This is a genomic window from Bradyrhizobium sp., assembly GCF_030693485.1.
Taxonomy (GTDB): Bacteria; Pseudomonadota; Alphaproteobacteria; order Rhizobiales; family Xanthobacteraceae; genus Bradyrhizobium.
This window is the reverse complement of sequence record NZ_JAUYAN010000292.1, coordinates 1-15,662: the sequence shown is the minus strand read 5'-3', so window position 1 is coordinate 15,662 and position 15,662 is coordinate 1. Positions and strand designations below refer to the sequence as shown.

General features: G+C 63.3%; 16 protein-coding genes. 10 read left to right on the top strand and 6 right to left on the bottom strand.

What is annotated here, in order from left to right:
- Window positions 1-24: 24 nt before the first annotated feature.
- Both Q8N40_RS21120 and Q8N40_RS21115 read right to left on the bottom strand, forming a co-directional pair.
- Window positions 25-2,259, bottom strand: coding sequence for an ATP-binding protein (locus Q8N40_RS21120; RefSeq protein ID WP_305713176.1), 2,235 nt, complete (start codon window positions 2,257-2,259; stop codon window positions 25-27).
- Between the two features lie 185 nt (window positions 2,260-2,444).
- Window positions 2,445-2,960 (bottom strand): SRPBCC family protein, encoded by a 516-nt coding sequence (locus tag Q8N40_RS21115; RefSeq protein WP_305713175.1) that lies wholly within the window; start codon window positions 2,958-2,960, stop codon window positions 2,445-2,447.
- A 274-nt stretch (window positions 2,961-3,234) separates the two neighbouring features.
- On the opposite strand from Q8N40_RS21115, the gene Q8N40_RS21110 reads away from it, so the two are divergent.
- The 6 genes from Q8N40_RS21110 (at window position 3,235) to Q8N40_RS21085 (ending at window position 9,140) form a co-directional block, all read left to right on the top strand.
- Window positions 3,235-3,849, top strand: coding sequence for a LysE family translocator (locus tag Q8N40_RS21110; protein ID WP_305713174.1), 615 nt, complete (start codon window positions 3,235-3,237; stop codon window positions 3,847-3,849).
- A 91-nt stretch (window positions 3,850-3,940) separates the two neighbouring features.
- Window positions 3,941-4,915, top strand: a complete 975-nt coding sequence (locus Q8N40_RS21105; protein WP_305713173.1) for a DUF3592 domain-containing protein — start codon at window positions 3,941-3,943, stop codon at window positions 4,913-4,915.
- A 287-nt stretch (window positions 4,916-5,202) separates the two neighbouring features.
- A complete protein-coding gene (locus Q8N40_RS21100) occupies window positions 5,203-6,594 on the top strand; it encodes an amidohydrolase family protein (protein WP_305713172.1) in 1,392 nt (463 codons plus the stop codon).
- A 10-nt stretch (window positions 6,595-6,604) separates the two neighbouring features.
- On the top strand, window positions 6,605-7,327 hold the full coding sequence (locus Q8N40_RS21095; RefSeq protein WP_305713171.1) for an ABC transporter permease: 723 nt from the start codon (window positions 6,605-6,607) through the stop codon (window positions 7,325-7,327).
- Window positions 7,324-8,142 (top strand): ABC transporter ATP-binding protein, encoded by an 819-nt coding sequence (locus Q8N40_RS21090; RefSeq protein WP_305713170.1) that lies wholly within the window; start codon window positions 7,324-7,326, stop codon window positions 8,140-8,142. The genes Q8N40_RS21095 and Q8N40_RS21090 overlap by 4 nt, the downstream gene beginning before the upstream one ends.
- Before the next feature lie 26 nt (window positions 8,143-8,168).
- Window positions 8,169-9,140 carry an ABC transporter substrate-binding protein gene (locus Q8N40_RS21085; protein WP_305713169.1) on the top strand — a complete coding sequence of 324 codons (972 nt, stop codon included), beginning with the start codon at window positions 8,169-8,171 and terminating at the stop codon, window positions 9,138-9,140.
- Between the two features lie 34 nt (window positions 9,141-9,174).
- Here Q8N40_RS21085 and Q8N40_RS21080 read toward each other — a convergent pair whose 3' ends face one another.
- A complete protein-coding gene (locus Q8N40_RS21080; protein ID WP_305713168.1) occupies window positions 9,175-10,116 on the bottom strand; it encodes a LysR family transcriptional regulator in 942 nt (313 codons plus the stop codon).
- 182 nt (window positions 10,117-10,298) lie between these two features.
- Between Q8N40_RS21080 and Q8N40_RS21075 the strand changes: the two genes are divergently transcribed.
- Entirely contained in the window at window positions 10,299-11,519 is a 1,221-nt protein-coding gene (locus Q8N40_RS21075) for an acyl-CoA dehydrogenase family protein (RefSeq protein ID WP_305713167.1), read from the top strand.
- Between the two features lie 23 nt (window positions 11,520-11,542).
- Here Q8N40_RS21075 and Q8N40_RS21070 read toward each other — a convergent pair whose 3' ends face one another.
- Window positions 11,543-12,346 carry an N-formylglutamate amidohydrolase gene (locus tag Q8N40_RS21070; protein ID WP_305713166.1) on the bottom strand — a complete coding sequence of 268 codons (804 nt, stop codon included), beginning with the start codon at window positions 12,344-12,346 and terminating at the stop codon, window positions 11,543-11,545.
- 97 nt (window positions 12,347-12,443) lie between these two features.
- On the opposite strand from Q8N40_RS21070, the gene Q8N40_RS21065 reads away from it, so the two are divergent.
- The 3 genes from Q8N40_RS21065 (at window position 12,444) to Q8N40_RS21055 (ending at window position 14,698) form a co-directional block, all read left to right on the top strand.
- Window positions 12,444-13,334 (top strand): transglutaminase family protein, encoded by an 891-nt coding sequence (locus tag Q8N40_RS21065; protein WP_305713184.1) that lies wholly within the window; start codon window positions 12,444-12,446, stop codon window positions 13,332-13,334.
- A 2-nt stretch (window positions 13,335-13,336) separates the two neighbouring features.
- The gene (locus Q8N40_RS21060; RefSeq protein ID WP_305713165.1) at window positions 13,337-14,149 is read left to right on the top strand and encodes a transglutaminase family protein; all 813 of its coding nucleotides are present in this window, start codon (window positions 13,337-13,339) and stop codon (window positions 14,147-14,149) included.
- A 150-nt stretch (window positions 14,150-14,299) separates the two neighbouring features.
- A complete protein-coding gene (locus tag Q8N40_RS21055; RefSeq protein ID WP_305713164.1) occupies window positions 14,300-14,698 on the top strand; it encodes a gamma-glutamylcyclotransferase in 399 nt (132 codons plus the stop codon).
- Window positions 14,699-14,711: 13 nt separating this feature from the next.
- Here the strand turns inward: Q8N40_RS21055 and Q8N40_RS21050 are convergent, their stop codons facing one another.
- Together Q8N40_RS21050 and Q8N40_RS21045 are read right to left on the bottom strand one after the other, a co-directional pair.
- Window positions 14,712-15,275: a chlorite dismutase family protein gene (locus Q8N40_RS21050; protein WP_305322089.1), complete on the bottom strand. Its 564-nt coding sequence runs from the start codon at window positions 15,273-15,275 to the stop codon at window positions 14,712-14,714.
- Between the two features lie 138 nt (window positions 15,276-15,413).
- The coding region (locus Q8N40_RS21045; protein WP_305713163.1) for a BrnA antitoxin family protein at window positions 15,414-15,662 on the bottom strand (249 nt) is incomplete at its 5' end.

Sequence of the window (15,662 nt, the reverse complement as noted above, 5' to 3'; positions counted from 1 at the left end):
GTCAGCCCTGCCAGGGGCTCCCGCTCACACCGCGTTCAACACCGAACGCAGCATCAGCGCGAGATCGTGCCGGCGGAACGGCTTGCTCAGGATTCGGGCGTCGGGACGGTCGGCCGATGTGACGGGATGTTCGCTGTAGCCGGAGGTGAAGAGAACCTTGAGTCCGGGGCGCAGACGCGACGCTTGCTCGGCGAGCTGCGGCCCGAACAGGCCGCCGGGCATCACGACATCGGTGAACAGCAGATCGATTTGCCCCGAACCGCGCAGCACCTCGAGGGCCGCCGGCCCGTTTGATGTCACGATGACGCGATAGCCTAGCGCCCTCAACTCGCTTTCCATATACGCACGCACCATGTCGTCATCCTCGACCAGGAGAATGGTTTCACTGCCCGCGGGCGTGATGACCGGATCGGCAAGCCGCGAGCCGCCGGCGTCGGGCGCGCCAACCCGGGGAAAGAACAGGGTGATGGCCGTGCCGTGCCCCGGCTTGGAATCGATCTTCATCGACCCGCCGGATTGCTGTGCAAAGCCGTACACCATGCTGAGGCCGAGACCGGTGCCTTTACCGACTTCCTTGGTGGTAAAGAACGGTTCAAAGGCGCGGGCGGCTACCTCCGGGGGCATGCCGCAGCCGGTATCCGTCACCGCAACCATCACATAATCGCCGGGCCGCGCGTCGCCATTCTGCTGCGCATAGGCCTTGTCGAGCGACGCATTGCGGACCTCGACCGTCAACCTGCCGCCGTCGGACATGGCGTCGCGGGCGTTGAGCACCAGGTTGAGCAGCGCCGACGCCAATTGACCGGGGTCGACACTCGCCAGCCACAGATCTCGATCGGGCAGAAACTCACACTCGATATGTTCGCCCAGCGTTCGCCGCAGCAATTGCTCCATGCCGAGAACCTGTCGGCCGATGTCGATGTCCTTCGGCATCAACGGCTGCTTGCGCGAGAACGCGAGCAGGCTGTTTGTCAGCTCCGCGCCACGTTCGGCGGCGGTCACGATGTCCTCGGCGAACGAGCGCAATTCGGCATGAGCCGCCAGCTGCTCGGCGATGTGTTCCGCATTGCCCAGGATGACGGTCAACAGATTGTTGAAGTCGTGCGCCACGCCGCCGGTGAGCTGGCCCATCGCCTCCATTTTCTGGGACTGGCGGAGTCTTTGATTGAGATCGTCGATCGCGGCACGCTGGCGCTCGAGCGATTCGGCGGTGCCGTTGAGCAGCGTCATCAGTCCGCCGAGTTCGCCGCGCGGATGAGGCGGCGCGATCCGCGCGCTCAGATCGCCAAGTCCGAGTTTCGTCGCCATCGTGGCGAGGCGTCCGACCTGACGGCCGATACCCATCGTTGAAAGAACCCACACGCCCGCCAGTAGCAGCAGCATGGCCACTGTCAAAATCGCCATGTCCTCGTAGAGACGTCGGTTGGCCGCCTCAACCACGCTGTCCTTGGGCAGTCCGACCATGACGTGCAGTCCGGCATCCCGGGCCGGAGAGGAGCGGGCGGCGGACCAGACGTAGATCCGGCCGCCCGCATCGGTCGTTTCGCGGAAGGGTTCGCCGGACGCCGCGGCCGCAAACCGGAACAATTCGGAGTTTGCGATCGAGGTCCCCGCGGACTTGGTGCGATACTTTCCCGGATGTGTGACAAGGACCGTGCCCTTTTTGTCGACGAGCAGAATTTCTCCGGCGCCAGCGCCTTCGCTCGCGAGGCGCCTGGAATGTTGCTCCGCGAATTTCTGCAGGTTGAACGAGGCGAGCAGAACGAATTTCAGCTCGGCCGTTTCCGAACGCACGGGGTAGGCGATCTGCAGCACCGAAATTCCCGTCAGCCGGCCGAACGCCGGCTGCAGTGTCACGGTCCCCTTCGCGACCAGGGCCTGCCTGAAATAGTCGCGATCCCGGAGGTCGAGGGTTCGGTTGCTGCGCAGCGAGTCGCAGAACAGGCTGCCGTCAGGATTGATGGTCAATATCCCGGTGAACTGCGGATATTCCTCGCGCACGGCGGAAAGGAACGCCGAACAGGCCGCCTTGTCGCTTGTGTCGAGGTCGCGGGCGCGGGCCAGGCCGTAATGAAGCTGGGCCGTGCCCTGGATTTTCTCGTCGAGGTCGTTCGAAATATCATTGGCCGTTGCCGACATATTGACCAGCGCGGCGTTGATTTCATTAGCTCGGTTTTGCACGAAGCGCAGTCCCACCAGGACAGCCGGCACCAGCATGGCCACGATCACCAATATCAGCAGCCGGGTGCGCAGACTCATCGGTCGGTCATTTCGTGCTCAAATCAGGTACTTCGTGCGACCGCATAATGTGCGGCACGGATATCGGTCAGTCCATGGGAGTGGATCAAAATGCCGACCAAATGAGGCGGCACGATTCCCGATGGATCTGTACTGAAATACCACAAGGGAATCTACAGCGTTTACCCGCGACGAAAGCGACGCCGCTACGGTATCTCGATCCCCATCTTCTTCAGCGCCGCCAGCATCCGCTGCAGCGGCTCCATCTTGACGACAAGGGCCGCGCCGGTCTCCAGCAGGCTCTTCAGGCTCGACAGGATCGCCGGCCAACCTGCACGGCCGCCGGACAGGATGTCGTCGCTGAGCTGCCGCTCATGGGCCTGCATCAGCGTGAGCCGGATCGTGCCTTCGCCGGCCGGCTCGATTTCGTAGGTCACCAACGTAACTCCGAGCTTCTCCACCAGATCAGGCCGGTTCACGTTCCAGGTAATGGTGAGCTTGCGCGGCGGATCACATTCAATCACCTCGCCGCTGATGTGGATGGACCCATCCGGCATGCGGACGACGAACGCGCCGCCGGTGGTCAGTTCGGTCTCGACAGCCAGGCCGGAAAAATACTTTCGGCTGAATTCCGCCGACGTCAGCGCGTCCCATACACGCTCCGGCGTAGAGCTGATGTAGATCATATAGACGAATGCCGGCTTGAAATTGTCGACGTTCATGATCGGACGTGGACGAAGTCCGAGTTCCGGGGCGGCATTCCGAACTCCCTCATGGTGAGGAGCACGTCGGCAGCGCGCCTGCGCTGCCGGCGAGCGTCTCGAACCATCTGGCGCCCCGCCTGACGCCGTCCATCGAGACGCCGCGCAAAGATGCGCGGCACCTCAGGACGAGGCCTGTTGCGTTGTTGAAGCGAAAGAAAGAACGAGAGCGCGATTTCCATCGGCGTCCTGATTGTGCATATTCGAATCGTCACCCCAAACCCGCGAGTCTCCCATGTCCCTTCAGGTCTATCTCGCCTTTGTCGCCGCCTGCATCGCGCTGGCGCTGCTGCCGGGTCCCGTCGTCACGCTGGTGCTGGCCAACGGGCTGCGCTACGGTACCCGCGCGGCGCTGATCAACATCGCGGGCGTGCAGGCGGGCCTTGCGATCGTGATCGGCATCGTCGCGGTCGGGCTGACATCGCTGATGGCGACGATGGGCTACTGGTTCGACTGGGTTCGGTTCGCCGGCGCGGCCTATCTGATCTGGCTCGGCATCAAGCTGATCCGCAGCCCGGTCGAGGGCGTCGATGCCGATATGCCGCCGCCGCCGCGCGGCGGGTTCTTCCTGCAGGGCTTTCTGGTGCTGCTGTCCAACCCCAAGGTGCTGGTGTTCTTCGGCGCGTTCATTCCGCAATTCGTCGACATGAGCCAGGACCATTTCTCCCAGGTGGCGCTGCTCGGCCTCACCTTCATGGTGACGGGTGCGTTCACTGACTCGATCTATGCCGTGCTGGCCGGCCGCGCCCGGCTGTTTTTCTCGGCGGAGCGGACCCGGCTGGTGTCGCGCATCTCCGGCGGCTTCATGGTCGGCGGCGGGATCTGGCTGGCGCTGACGCGGGCGCGATAAATTCGTCCCGCCTTTCCCGATTGAACCATCCGGCAATTCGGCCCGTCCAAAGGAATGGGCGGCTCTCATCATTGCCTTAAGGGGAAATCTCGTGCCGGATTTGCCGTGGTTCGTCTATGCGATGCTGCTGGCGCCGCTCGGGCTGATTCTGGTCGCCGCCACCTACAAGACGCTGCAGGTGCGCGCGGCGCGGGAGTGGCCGTCGACGCCGGGCAAGGTGGTGGTCTCGACCTCCCAGCTTCGCGACGTCAGGGTGCTCGACAGCGCGCGTGAGAATGGACACAAGATCGAGCAGCGCAACTTCGCCAATATCGTCTACGAATATTCCGTCAGCGGCCAGAAGCTCCGCAATAACCGCGTCAGCATCGGGGAAGACCTCGGCAATTTCCAGGTCGCCGAAACCATCGCGAAATATCCGGTCGGCACAATTGTGACGGTCTATTACAATTCGCGGCATCCGCGCGAGGCGGTGCTGGAGCGTGATCTGCCGCAGGGCTTGTGGGGCTGCCTCGGGATTGCGACTGTTATCGCGGTCGTCGGCGTGTTCGGCGCTTCGATCGGGCTCACGCGCATCCTGGAATTGGTCAGTGCGCGCATAGCCAATCCGCAGATGTCGGTGCCGGCGGTGGCGCTGGCCGGCTTCGGCCTGGTCGCGGCCCTGTTCGCGCTGGTGCTGCGCCGCCAGTCGGCGCTGGCCGCCAGCTGGCCGGTGGTGCCGGGCGTAGTCAAATTGTCCGGCGTCGATGAATATCGCGCGGCGCCCGGCGACAGCAGCCGGCGCGGCTCCATCATGCACGAGCGCAAGGTGTCTTTCAGCTACCGCTTCAAGGACGTCGCCTATACCGGCGTGCACGGCAGCTTCTCCAGCAACTCCAGGACGACCTCGCGATGGATGCTGCGGCTGTTCGGAATGGATTTTCAGGACGGCGCCAGCGTCAAGGTCTGGGTCAATCCCGTCAATCCGTCGGAGGCGACGCTCGATCCGCGCGCACCGTTCGGCTGGCTGCTGTGGCTGATCGCAGCGGGGCCGTGGGCGGTCGCGGGTCTGATGGCGAGAGCGGCTTAGCGCGGTGACGCAACTCGTCCAGCGATGGGCAAAGTCGTGTCGGGCTGCGACGTGTCCAGAACGGCGACATATGCAAAAAGCAATGCAAGCGGCATGTCCTATCCTATTAGCCAAATTCATGCAGTTGATTATTATCATGAATTTGACTTAGTTAATTGATGTGAACATCCTTCCGGGATGGGTATCCAATTCGCTACGGCAACGTGGGCGCGCAGATCAGATCGGGCGCCCGGCGTTGTCGCTATCGGTGATTTCAGGGAGCTTCCCGTGAAGCGCTTGTGTTGTCGATGACGCGCATCGCGATCGAGCACGGTCTCGTCCTCACGATGGACGGCGCGGGCCGGGTCATCGAGAATGGACGAGTCGTGGTCGAGGGCCGCGACATCGTCGCGGTCGAACATTATACCGCTGACCCCCTGCCGGATTGCGATCTCGTCATCGACGCCACCGGCAGGATCGTGCTCCCGGGGCTGGTCAACTCCCATACGCATCTCTGCATGGTGTTCGGCCGCACCATCGGTCCGGAGCGCCGCCTGCTCGAGTGGCTTGATCTGCTGATGCCGATGATGGCCGCGATGGACCAGGAGGCGCTCTACGTCGCGGAACTGCTCGGCTGCGTCGAGAACATCAAGAACGGCAACACCAGCCTGGTCGAAAACATCTTCATGCCGCCCAGCGCCACCGCGGACATCGAGGACGCGGCGTTCCGCGCGCTTCGCGACAGCGGAATTCGTGGCACCGTCGCGCGCGCCACCGAGGCACGACATTTCGATCCGCGGTTCTGCGAGACGGCGGGAGAGCAGGCGGAGCGGGTGGGGCGCCTGGCCGGACGCTGGCACGGATCGGAGGGAGATCGCCTGCGCCTGTCGATCGGTCCGCTTCTGCCTTGGGTGCTGGACGAGAACGGGTTCCGCGAAACGCGCCGGATCGCACGTGATAACGGCCTTTCACTCCATATGCATGTCGCCGAGTCGCCCGAGTTCAACCTGATGATCGCTCGGCATTTTGGTCGCAATATCCGGCAAGTCGAACTGCTCGAGGAGGTCGGCTGCCTGGGTCCGGACGTCCAGGCCATTGCTTGCGCCGACGTTTCGGCTCACGAGATCGAGTTGCTGGCAGCGAGCGGCACTGCGGTCCTTTTCGACCCTCCCACGCGGCTGTTCTGGGGGACAGGATTTCCGCCGATCAGGGATTTCCTGACGGCGGGTGTGACCTGTGGTCTCGCAACCAATGGCGCCGCTGCCAATTGCGGGCAGGACGTTTTTGAGAGCATGAAATACGCCTGCGCGACCGCCAAGACGGCTGCGAACGATCCGCGCGCGCTCACCGCCGCGCGTGCGCTCCGCATGGCGACAGTCGAAGGCGCGCGCGCGATCGGGCGGCCTGAGACGGGATCCATCGAGGTCGGAAAGCGAGCAGACCTGATCACGGTGGAGGCGAGGCAGCCGCATCTTGCGCCGCTGTTCGATCCGGAGAAGGCGCTGGTCTACAGCGCACGCGGAGGCGACGTCCGGGATGCCGTGATCGATGGAAAAGTAGTGATGCGGGATCGCAAGGTTCTGACCGTCGACGAGAATGCTCTCCTCTCGGAGGCCGAGCAGGTGGCACGCCGCTGCGCGGCTCGCGCGGGGCTCACCCTGCCGGCAGCGCGGCTGATGCAGGTTCAAGACCATGCTTAAGTTGCTCTCCATGGTGGCGGCGGTGATCGTATGGGGGTTGTTGTCCCTGACGCTGCCACCCGAAATCTTCCCGGGGCCGATCGAGACGGCGCGCACCCTGTGGGGCGAGGTCGTGGGCGGGCAAGTGTGGACCGATCTTGCCATGACGATGTTGCGCGTCGTGGGGGGCCTCGTGATCGCGCTGATGCTGGGCGTTCCCGTCGGTGTCCTGATGGGGCTCAGCCGGCGCGCCGAGGGCATCCTCGACGTCTGGGTGATGATCGGACTGACGGTCCCAAGTCTCTGCTATGCCATCATGGCCTTCATGTGGTTCGGACTGAACGAGGGAGCCGCCATCATTGCCATCGCCGTCACCGCCGCTCCCTCGATCACGATCAACATCTGGGAGGGCGTGAAAAACGTTGACACCAGGCTCGTCGCGATGGCCCGGGTGTTCGAGGCCTCGCGACCGGCCATCGTGCGCCGGGTGCTCATGCCGCAGATCTTCCCCTATGTGATGGCCTCCGCTCGCTTCGGGCTCGGCATCATCTGGAAAATCACGGTTCTGGTTGAACTGATCGGCCGTCCGAACGGCGTCGGGTTCAAGCTGTTCTACTGGTATCAACTCGCCGATATGCGTCAGGTCCTCGCCTGGACGCTCCTCTTTACCATCATCATGCTCCTGATCGAGCTTCTGATCCTGAAACCGATCGAACGGCGCATCTTCGCGTGGCGTCCACAGGTAGCGGTATGAATTCGGTCATTGAGGTCGCGTCGCTTCGGAAGAGTTTCACGGGCCGTGATGGCACCTCCCGCGCCGTACTGAAGGACCTCGATCTGCAGGTCGGCGCCGGCGAATTTCTCTGCATCCTCGGGCCGTCGGGCTGCGGCAAGTCGACTTTGCTCAACGTCCTGGCCGGGCTCGACAAGGTCTATGAAGGACAGGCCCGCGTGAGCGGCGGCCGCGTCGGCTACCTGTTTCAGGAGCCGCGCCTGCTGCCCTGGCTGACCGCGGAGGGAAACCTCGATTTTGCGCTCGACAGTTGCAAGGTCGAGCCCTCGCGCAGGAGCGAACTGAAATCCCGCTATCTCGCCATGACCGGCCTGTCGGATTATCGCGACTACTATCCCCACCAGATCTCCGGCGGCATGGCGCAACGCCTTGCCCTGGTGCGGGCCTTGTGCGTCGAGCCCGGCATTCTGCTGATGGATGAGCCGTTCTCGGGACTCGACGAAATCACCGCGCGCCGCATTCGCTCCGATCTGCTGTCGATCTGGGAAGAGACGCGCAAGACGATCGTCTTCGTCACGCACAACGCCTACGAGGCGTGCTTTTTGGCCGACCGAATCCTGGTGATGCTGGGCGGCGCGTTCCGGCAGGAAGTGCGCGTTCCGATCGCCCGGCCGCGAAGTTACGACGATCCAGCCGTCTTCCAGCTTAGCCGGGACGTGATCAAGGCGTTCGGCGATGAAATCGATCGCGAACCCGCCCCGTCCGCCATCCCGCTTACTGAGCCGAGCCTGGTCGATGACCTTGACCGGCACGCCGCCGCCCGAATGAACATCTGACCTTCGAAACATACAGGAGAGAGCCTATGTTGTTCCGTCTCGGTATCTTCGCAGCCTTCATGCTTGCCACATGCGGGGCCGCCACCGCCCAGGTCAAAGTCCGGATTGGCGATCTGGCGCAGTCCCTCAACGAGATCGGGTCGCGCGTCATGATCGATCAGGGGATCGACAGGAAATACGGCATCGCGGCCGAATACCGGGCTTACCCCACGCTCGACGGGCTCTTCACGGCCATCCGCGGCAAGGATGTCGATGTCGGCTTCGGCGGCTGGACGGCCATCGCGCAGTTCAGGGGCAAGGGCTTTCCGGTCACGATGATATTCCCGGTCGGGCGCGGGGTGACGGTTGACGTCATCGTGCCCGATGCGTCGCCGATCAAGAGCATCGCCGACCTCAAGGGCAAGAAGGTCGGATCCTTCGCCGGCGCGGCCGGCACCGCGACGGTGTTGTTTCGGGTGATTGCATCGAAGTTCCACGGGTTCGATCCAGGCAAGACCAGCGACCTGCAGTTTGCCGGGCCCGGCCTGTTGCCCGCGTTGCTCGACAAGGGCGAGATCGACGCCGCCGTGATGTTCGATCCCCTCGCGGCCAAGCTCGAGGGGTCCGGCAAGTACAGGTCGATCGGCAACCTCGCCGACGCCTACAAGGCCGCGACCGGTGACGATTTTCTCTGGATCGGCTACTCCACCAATGACGACTTCATCAAGGCCGAGCCGGAAGCGCTGACGAATTTCACGCGGGCATGGCTCGAGGCGCTCGAATACGTCAAGACGCATCCCGAGGTCTTCGAAGCCTACGGCAAGAAATACGGACTTGAACCCGCCGCCATCAAGCTGTTGCGCGAGCGTGTGCTCGCCGATTACACCACGACCTGGAACGAGGCCACCATCGAGTCGCTGCGGCGGTTCGGTACCATGGCAAACGATGTGATGGGCGCCGGTTATCTCGACACCGTCCCTGCCGCCGCTTTCTCGACCCGCTTCGATCCGCGGAAGTAACAAGCCCGATTCGGCGACGCTGGCGGGCTGATGATCAGGCTTGCCGGCCTCCCTTCCTCGCGCGTGCACCATCCGTGGTCAGGATGGCCGCGCTGGTCTGACGCATCCACTTGATGCCGGTATCGTTGGCGAATCGTGAGTGACTGTGCACCTTGACTTCCATCGGGGGTAATTCGAATGGAAGATCCAGCAGTCTAAAATCCTTGGCACGATGCAGATCCAGAGCGAGCATTCTCGGGAAAATCGCGGCCAGATCGGAATGGCGTATGATCTCCGGTGCCGCAGTGAAATGTCCGCGAACGGAGATTTGTGGCCGCACGGCTTCGTCCGCCAGCCATTGCTCGGCCAGTTGGTAGACCGTCGATGTCGTTCGCGCGAAGAAGAAGCGCAGTCTTGAGAAGCTCGAACGCGTCAGTCTGGATTTTGCGATCGGGTGGTCGGCGCGCACCAGGCAAATGTATCGATCATTGGCGATGTCGATACTGACAAGATCCTTGTTGGACAGGCTGACGGCTCCGATCGCCAGGTCGATCTCACCCGAGCGCATCGAACTCACCAGGCTTTCAGGCACCAGCGGCACGATGTGGACGCGGACGAACGGCGAGATGCGCGACAGCTCCGTGATCAGCCGCGGTAACAGGTAGACCTCGGCGATATCAGACATCGCCACCCTGAACGTTCGTTCGGTCACGCGCGGATCGAACACGATGCCGCTTTGCAAAGTGCGGTTCAGCAGTTCGAAAGCCTGATCCAGCGGCTCGTGCAGACGAACGGCCGCATCGGTCGGAAGCATGCGGTTTGCCACCCGGACAAACAAGGGATCGCCGAACCGCTCCCGCAATCGCCGCAGGGCATGGCTGACGGCCGGCTGGGTCAGGCCGAGGCGGTCGCCCGCGGCGGTGAGGCTGCGCAAATCCCAGATCGCGAAAAACACCCGGAGCAGATTGAGGTCAAGATGACTATTACCCTGGCTCATGCAGAGAATAATAACTATGAATTTGACTTAGTTCAAGGCGGCCGACATCGTGATGCGATGGAAGCCGACGCGTCTCCGACCCTTGCGAGCAGACCTGAAGTGTCGCTAGAGACGGACGCGCGGAAGAGACGCAGTTCTACGCGCGAAGATCGTCTCGGCCGCGGTGATCAAGGAGATGTTGAATGAATAGCGCCATCGCTGCAGGCAAGGTTCACTCAGAAGACGCGGTCGTCTCCGACTTCGATTACAAGAGTGCGGTACGCTCCATCCTTCCGCGGCTCGCCGCCACCACCCATGAGAGTGATCGGCTGCGCCGCCTGAGCGATGATGCCGCCAATGCACTTCGCGAGTCCGGGCTGGCGCGCATGATCACGCCGAAGCAGTTCGGCGGATACGAGCTCTCGCCGAGTGCGCACATCTGGGCCTGCGCGGAGATCGGCAATGTATGCTCCGCGGCGAGCTGGGTGTTGATGGTCTGCGTCGCGCACGACTACATCATCGGCAGGTTCCCGGAGCAGTGTCAGCGCGAAGTCTACGAAGGTGACGCGGACAACCTCGTTGCGGGCTCGTTGGCGCCGCAAGGCGTGATCGAGCGGGTCGAGGGAGGCTGGCGTCTCACGGGCCGGTGGCAGTTCGGCAGCGGCTGCGATCATTCGCCCTGGTTCATCCTCGGCACCAAGGCCGCCAATCCCGAACCCGACGGTCACATCATCCACCACGTCATGGTTCCGCGGGCCGACGTCGTGCTCGATGACACCTGGCATACGCTGGGAATGCGGGGCACAGGATCGAAGGATCTTGTCGTGACCAACGCGTTCCTGCCGGAGCATCGCGTGGTGCCGACGTTCCCGACCTTCCTGGGTCTCAGCCCGCATGGCAAAGCGCCGACTTACCGGCTTTCGGTCTATTCCGGCCTTCCGGCCATGCTGTCCGGCTCGGTGCTCGGCATGGCTGAAGCCGGCCTGAAGGCTTTTGTCGAGGCGACCGCGACGCGCAAGACGCCGTACGGCGTCGTCAAGGCCATGAACCCCATCATGCAGAAGCGTGTCGCCGAATCCACCGCGGAGATCGCCGCTGCACGCCGGCTGCTCGATGACATGTGCGATCGCTTCGATATCCTGATGGCCATCGACCAGGCGCCGATGTCGGCGCGGGACCGTATCCAGATGCGCTGGGACTCGGCCTATGTCGTCGAGTTGAGCCGCCGGGCGATCGAGCGGCTGTTCGCCGCGGCGGGTGCGCATGGCCTCTACGAAGGCAACGCGGTCTATCGCGCGTTCCGCGACATCAATACGGCGTGTCACCATGCGGTGATTGATTTCGACACCGTCTCCAATCTGATGGGCCAATTCCACCTGACGGGTGACCTCGGCGAGAATCCGCGCGCGGCGCCCTTCGCCTGAGCCCTGCGTCCAGTGCGGCTGGATCAGAACAGCCCCTGCGCCCGCAGCGCCGTTTCGATCTCGCCAAAAAGCCGCCCCAGCCGGCCAGCCCATTGCTTCTGGCCGGCTTGGTCCGTGATCAAATCCTGCCGGATCTCGATGCCGGTGTTCATCAGGCCGCGGGCTTCGCCGTGCACGGGAATGCCGTAATCGGTCGCGTCGCTCACCGCGTAGGGCTCGTTGTCGCCGACCACGAGATCGGTCTCCGCGCGCAGCAGTTTCAGCAATAGCAGCGGCAGTCTGGTGTCGCGATGATACAGCGTGCCGATATGCCAGGGCCTGATGATGCCGGCATAGACAGGCGTGAAGCTGTGCAGCGCCACCAGCACCGTCGGTACCCCCTGGCGCAGGCGGGTGTCGATCGTCTCGGTGATGCGGCGATGGTAGGGATCGAAAATCTCCCGCCGCCGCGCCTCGGCGGCATCGCGGGCGAGGCCTTCGTTGCCGGGAATCGCGGTCGCCTCCGACATCGCGGGAATCGAGCTTGGCGCGTCGTGCGGCCGGTTGCAGTCGATCACCAGCCGCGAATAGCGCTGCGCGATCAGATGCGCGCCGAGCTGGTTCGACAGCGCCCCGGCGACGCCGGCGATGCCGATGTCCCAGGCGATGTGCCGGGTCAGTTCGCCGGGCGGCAACCCGAGATCGCCGAGTGCGCGCGGGATCAGGCGGCCGTAATGGTCCGCGGTCAGCAGGAATGGCGAGCGGCCATGCGCATTTTGTTCGAGTACCGGCGGAACTTCGTCTTGGCCGAGGAGTAAAGATGTATCGCCCGCGTTGTCCAGAGTCATATCTTGCCTGTTGCCTATCGAAGCAGCATATCGAGTTAGAAATGAGCAACGATCTCTATAGATTAGATTGCCAGAAATCACGATGATTGCCTCGACGATGCCGCTCCTGACGATCCATCACAAGACCGAATATCGCTATGCCCATCCGGTGGCGTTCGGCGAGCACCGCCTCATGCTGCGCCCGCGCGACGGCCACGATCTGCGCATGCTGTCCGGCAACCTCGAGATTGCGCCGCCGCCGATGTCGCTGCGCTGGATTCACGACGTATTCGGCAACAGCGTCGCCATCGCCACCTTCGACGAGCGCGCGGAAACCCTGACCTTCACCTCGACCTCGACGGTAGAGCACAATCCGGCCGACGCGTTCGCGCCGACAGCGGACGACCCCGCTTATTTCTATCCGTTCCTCTACAACAACGACGAGTTTCCCGACCTCGTGCAATACATCGCTCCGCAATATGGCGATCCCGATGGCGAACTGTCGGCTTGGGCGCGCAATTTTCTCGATGGCGAGGGTCCGACGCCGACCTACAACATTCTGGCCGGCATGACCCACGGCATCCGCGCGCAGTTCACCTACCGCAAGCGGCATGAGCACGGCACCCAGCATCCGCTCGACACGCTGCAGACAAGATCCGGCACCTGCCGCGACTATGCGCTGTTCATGATCGAGGCGCTGCGGCGTCTCGGCATCGCCGCGCGTTTCGTGTCCGGCTACATCTTCATCCCGGGCGACCGCGCCCATGGCTATGTCGGTGGCGGCAACACCCACGCCTGGGTGCAGGTCTATCTGCCGAGCGCCGGCTGGATCGAGTTCGATCCGACCAACGGCATCGTCGGCACCCGCGACCTCGTCCGTGTCGCGGTGGCGCGCGATCCGCGCCAGGCCATTCCGCTGCACGGCACCTATCTCGGCTCCGCCGACGCGTTCGTCGGCATGGAGGTCAGCATCAACGTTGTTTCGGTCAGTGAGGACGAGAAGGTCTGATCATGGAAATCAAGGTGGGATTCGAGATTGCCTATGCGGCGGTGCAGCCGACCCCGATGGTGATCATGCTCAGCATTCACCCCTCGCGCTTTTCCGACATCGTCGGTACCGAGAGCATTATCGCCGAACCCGACGTGCCGATCGGATTCTACCGTGACATTTTCGGCAATGTCTGCGGCCGGCTGGTGGCGCCCGCCGGCGGCGTCACCTTGCGCGGCTCGGCGCTGGTGCGCGATTCCGGATTGCCCGACGTGGTGATGCCGACCGCGCATCAGGTGCCGATCGACATGCTGCCGGACGAACTGCTGCTTTATCTGATGCCGAGCCGCTATTGCGAGACCGACAAGCTGACCGACGTCGCCTGGTCGCTGTTCGGCAATACGCAACCTGGCTGGGCCCGGGTCGTGGCGATCACCGATTTCGTCCACCACCACGTCACCTTCGGCTATCAGCACGCGCATCACATGAAATCAGCGCACGATGTCTACGAGCAGGGCACCGGCGTCTGCCGCGATTTCGCGCATCTGGCACTGACGTTCTGCCGCTGCATGAATATGCCCGCGCGCTATTGCACCGGCTATATGGGCGACATCGGCATCCCGCCCGATCCGGCGCCGATGGACTTCTCGGGCTGGTTTCAGGTCTATCTGTCGGGCCAGTGGTACACGTTCGATGCCCGCCACAATCACCCGCGGATCGGCCGCATCCTGATGGGCACCGGCCGCGACGCCGCCGACGTGGCGCTGACCACCAGCTTCGGCCGGATGGATCTGATAAAGTTCGTCGTCATCAGCGACGAGGTGGTGACGGCTTGAGGTGTGCGCCGTCATTCCGGGGCACGCGAAGCGTGAACCTCAGGTGCGCAATTGCGCACCGGGGAATCTCGAGATTCCGGATTCGATGCTTTGCTTCGCCCTCAGACGCGCCAATTGGCGCGTCTGGGAATGACGGGTTAAGAGTATCCCATGACATCCGACCTTCTCTTCGTCTACGGCACCCTGATGCGCGGCTTCGACCATCCAATGGCGCAGCTTTTGTCGCGCAGCGCCGATTTCATCGGCGAGGCGCACTGCACCGGCCGGCTCTATCTCATCAAGCATTACCCCGGGCTGCTGCGCTCGGACGATCCCGCCGAGGCCGTGTTCGGCGAACTCTACCGGCTGCGCCAGCCCGAGGCCTTGCTGCGTGAGTTCGACATGTACGAGGCCTGCGGCGAGGGTTTTGCCGAACCGACCGAATATATCAGGCAGATGCTGCCGGTGACGCTTGAAGGCGAGGTCGTCAGCGAGGCCTGGACCTATATCTACAACTGGCCGGTGACCGGTCTGCCGCGCATCGCCTCGGGGCGGTTTCTGGAAAAGTAGCCTGCCGCCGCGCTTACCCCGCGAGATCAATTCTCGTGACGCGGATATCGACCTCGCGCTCGACATAGCTCCATTCCTCGGTAGCGCGCAGCGCCCGCACCAGATCCTCGAAGAACAGCGCATTCTGCGGCGCGTATTCGAACCAGGTCAGAAAATCGAACGGCTCGCCGAGATCGCGGCAGTGGTAGAGCTGCCGCGCGACCATTGGCAAATATTTCAGGCCGGTGGCGATATGGTGCGACTGGTCCTCGAAAATCCGCCGCCGCTCTTCCTGCGTCAGCTCCCACCACGCCGCCGACTTCTTGATCGGGATCAGCGCCGCACAGCTCGCCTCGGGGCGGCCGAGCCCTTCCTGCGCTGCGGTGAGCTGGGTCTTCTCGCCCCGCTCGACATAGCGGACATAACTGGCGACCCCGGCCAGCCGCCACGCGGTCGGCGACGGCAGCAGCGGCAGCGCGATGGCCTCGGAATGCACCACCGACAGCGAAGGCACGGCCTGAAGCGGCGCGCCCTTCACCGCCGAAAACCCCGTCACCCGCCACGCGCCGCTCGGGCCGCCCCTGAAAGTCGTGAACATGGGGGCTATCGAAGCGTGGAACCGGGCGCGGTTCAAGCCCGCTGTCATTCCGGGGCGCGTCGACGACGCGAACCCGGAATCTTCGAGATTCCGGGTCTGGTCCTTTGGACCATCCCGGAATGACGGGTTGTTGCAGGATCAGGCCCGCTTTTTCGGCTTGGCCTTCTGCAGCATGTAGGATCGCAGCACCGCATTGATCCGGCGCTGGTAGCCGTCGCCTTCCTGCTTGAAGAAGTCGAGCACGTCCTCGTCGACGCGAATGGAAATCGCCTTCTTTTTCGCTGGGATAACGAGGACGGCATCCGACCAGTCGATATCGATCGGCACCGCATCGGGATCATTGGCCACCGCCCTGGCGATATCCTCATCCGTCAGCGCATCGACGCG